The sequence below is a fragment of the Vibrio rotiferianus CAIM 577 = LMG 21460 genome (genome assembly GCF_002741985.1).
Lineage (GTDB): Bacteria > Pseudomonadota > Gammaproteobacteria > Enterobacterales > Vibrionaceae > Vibrio > Vibrio rotiferianus.
Genome location: NZ_APHW01000048.1, coordinates 1 through 641 on the forward strand (window position 1 = coordinate 1; position 641 = coordinate 641).

The 641-nt window shown below is 49.9% G+C and carries 1 rRNA gene; it reads left to right on the forward strand.

Annotated features, from left to right (window positions below):
• Window positions 1–641 (forward strand): 23S ribosomal RNA (locus B853_RS15610); the annotation flags it as partial.

The window sequence follows — 641 nt, forward strand, 5'->3', positions numbered from 1 at the left end:
TTATATTCAGTGGCAAGGTTAACCATCTAGGGGAGCCGTAGGGAAACCGAGTCTTAACTGGGCGTTCAGTCTCTGGATATAGACCCGAAACCAGGTGATCTAGCCATGGGCAGGTTGAAGGTTGAGTAACATCAACTGGAGGACCGAACCGACTAATGTTGAAAAATTAGCGGATGACTTGTGGCTAGGGGTGAAAGGCCAATCAAACCTGGAGATAGCTGGTTCTCCCCGAAAGCTATTTAGGTAGCGCCTCGGACGAATACTACTGGGGGTAGAGCACTGTTAAGGCTAGGGGGTCATCCCGACTTACCAACCTTTGCAAACTCCGAATACCAGTAAGTACTATCCGGGAGACACACGGCGGGTGCTAACGTCCGTCGTGGAGAGGGAAACAACCCAGACCGCCAGCTAAGGTCCCAAATTATAGCTAAGTGGGAAACGATGTGGGAAGGCTTAGACAGCTAGGATGTTGGCTTAGAAGCAGCCATCATTTAAAGAAAGCGTAATAGCTCACTAGTCGAGTCGGCCTGCGCGGAAGAGTGTAACGGGGACGTAAGCTATAAACCGAAGCTGCGGCAATGAAGTTTACTTCATTGGGTAGGGGAGCGTTCTGTAAGCGTTGAAGGTGAGTTGTAAAGCTT